Source organism: Massilia sp. P2_C2 (assembly GCF_056404615.1).
Genome location: NZ_JBFUDR010000518.1, coordinates 1 through 2529, shown reverse-complemented (window position 1 = coordinate 2529; position 2529 = coordinate 1). Strand labels below are relative to the sequence as shown.

Below are 2529 nucleotides of genomic sequence, written 5' to 3'. Positions count from 1 at the left end.
GTGCACAGGAGTGCCGAGGGCAAGGTCGCGATCATTGCCGTGCTGCTGGAACGCGGCCAGTCGCACCGGCTGATGCAGACCATCTGGGATAACTTGCCGCTGGAAAAGCAGGACGTCGTGTCGCCGTCCATCGTGATCGACCCGTCCGACGCGCTGCCGGAGCGGCGCGAATATTTCACCTACATGGGGTCGCTGACGGAACCGCCGTGCACGGAAGGTGTGCTGTGGATGGTGTTCAAGCAGCCGATGCAGGCGTCGCCGGCGCAGATGGCCTTGTTTTCACGCTTGTATCCGCTGAATGCGCGGCCGGTGCAATCGACCGCGGGACGCATGATCAAAGAGTCGAACTGAGCGTCAATGCCGGTCGCGCCAGCCGCGGCGGCCGTCGCGCCAGCCGCGGTCGCCACGGTACCTGTACTCGGAGTAGTTGAGATCGAGCGAGACCGGCGGTCCGACATAAGTGGGACCGTAGCCGTATCCATAGGGCGCGTCGTAGGCCCCATAAGGGGGTGCGTAGACGCAGCCCGACAAGGCGCCACCTGCCGCCAGCGCAAGTGCCAGGCGTTTCACCAGGCGAATTTTGGTGGAATCCATCGCAACACCTCCTGTATCCGAGTTTGTAGTCTAGGCCGCCTGGCGAGTGGTTTCCCACCTTTTTTGCTACAAAATGAAACGCCGGCAAGTGCCGGCGTTGTCGTGTCCAGACCGTAGCGGCGTCAACCTGCCTGCACGACGACCCGATAGGTCCCGCGCCAGGTCCCGCCCGGCTCCAGTTGCTGCGGTCCCAGCAGGGCCGGTTCGATGCACACGAAGCGGCGGTATTCCTCGTCTTCCATGTCGGACAGTGCCGCCGCGTCGGCCGCGCCCGGGTTCCATACGACGGCGTCGCCGAAGCCCGTCTGTTCCAGCGTCACCTTGTCGGCACCCGTGTCGAACGCGATCGCGCCCGCGATGCGCTCGAAGACCTGGTCGAGCTTGTCGGTGATGGCCAGCGTGTCGGCCTGCACGCCATCGATGCGCACGGCCTCCACGTCGTCGACGAGGTGGTACGTATGCAGCGCGGCGGCGAACGGGAAGGCTTGCGTGCCCGTGTTGCGCACGTCCAGGGACATGTCCAGCGCGGCGCCGCGCACGGCCACGCGCAGCAGCAGTTCGAAGGCGTACGGCCAGGCGGCCGCCAACTGCTGCGGTAAGTCGGCCTGGCTCAGCGCCAGCACGGCGAAGGCGGCGCCATCCTGCTCGCCCTGGTCGAGCACGCGCCAGGTCGAGACGCGCGCGAAGCCATGGCGCATGCCGTTGCCGCGCTCGGCGAACTGGGGAAAGATGACGGGGACGCCGCCGCGGATCGCCTTCTTGCCGTCCAGCGCCGACAGGCTGCTGAGGAACAGGCGTTCCTGGGCCGGCGTGCCGGCCGTGGTCACGGCTTTCCACGACACGAGGTGGGCGCCGTACAGGGTGATGATGGCTTCGGCGCCGTCCGGCGCGCGCAGCTGCAGGGCGGGCAATTGCCCGAATTGGGTGGTCGATGCGTTCACGTAAGTCCTCCTCAGGGACGCGCGCAGGCGTCCATTAAGAGCCTATCCCGGTCGGGCATGAACTGGTAGGGTGGGCTCCCCGAGCCCCCGCTGGCGCTTGCGGGCTGCATACGTTACGCGTGGGCACGGCGTGCCCACCCTACGGGATAGGCTCTAGGTCATGCGGCTCTTTGCCAGCGGCGGATTGTACGCGAAGTAGCGCCTGATGCCTTTCGTGATCGCGTCGGCCAGCTGGTTCTGGTAAGCATCGTCCTTCAGGCGCGCTTCCTCGTCCGGGTTGGAGATGAACGCGGTCTCGACGAGGATCGAGGGGATGTCCGGCGCCTTCAGCACGGCGAAGCCGGCCTGTTCGACGACGCCGCGGTGCAGGCGGTTGATGCCGCCGATTTCCGTCAGCACGGCTTTGCCGAGCTTCATGCTGTCGTTGATCTGGGCCGTCGTCGACAGGTCGAACAGCACGCTCGCGAGCTGCTTGTCGTGCGTGGCGAGGTTGACGCCGCCAATCAGGTCGGCCTTGTTCTGGTCGGCCGCCAGCCAGCGTGCGGCGCTCGAGCTGGCGCCTTTTTCCGACAGCACGAACACGGACGAGCCGCGCGCCGTCGGTTCGACGAAGGCGTCGGCGTGGATCGACACGAACAGGTCGGCCTGGACCTTTCTCGCCTTTTCCACGCGCTGGCCCAGGGGCACGAAGAAGTCGGCGTCGCGCGTCAGCATCACGCGCGTGTTCGGCAATTCTTCCAGCTTGGCCTTCAGGCGCTTGGCGACCGACAGCACGATGTCCTTCTCGTGCACGCCCGTGGTGCCGGTGGCGCCCGGGTCCTCGCCGCCGTGGCCGGGGTCGAGCGCGATGGTCACCATGCGCATCACCTTCTGCCCCGGCGCCGCCTTGCCCGGCGTGGCAGGGGCGGTCTGGGCCGGTTGCGGCGTCGTCGGCTGCGGCTGCGCCGGCGTCGATCCGGCGCGGGCCGCGTCCGCCTCCAGCTTGGCGATGGCG

4 protein-coding genes are annotated in these 2529 nt (G+C 67.3%); 1 reads left to right on the top strand and 3 read right to left on the bottom strand.

The window, feature by feature from the left end:
• On the top strand, positions 1-351 hold a 351-nt coding region (locus AC1DYX_RS30325; RefSeq protein WP_477265810.1), incomplete at its 5' end, for a carbonic anhydrase family protein.
• A gap of 3 nt (positions 352-354) precedes the next feature.
• Here the strand turns inward: AC1DYX_RS30325 and AC1DYX_RS30320 are convergent.
• The 3 genes from AC1DYX_RS30320 to AC1DYX_RS30310 all read right to left on the bottom strand — a co-directional run.
• On the bottom strand, positions 355-594 hold the full coding sequence (locus AC1DYX_RS30320) for a hypothetical protein (RefSeq protein WP_477265808.1): 240 nt from the start codon (positions 592-594) through the stop codon (positions 355-357).
• A 122-nt stretch (positions 595-716) separates the two neighbouring features.
• Positions 717-1535, bottom strand: a complete 819-nt coding sequence (locus AC1DYX_RS30315; RefSeq protein ID WP_477265806.1) for a D-hexose-6-phosphate mutarotase — start codon at positions 1533-1535, stop codon at positions 717-719.
• 153 nt (positions 1536-1688) lie between these two features.
• On the bottom strand, positions 1689-2529 hold an 841-nt coding region (locus AC1DYX_RS30310), incomplete at its 5' end, for an N-acetylmuramoyl-L-alanine amidase family protein (RefSeq protein ID WP_477265804.1).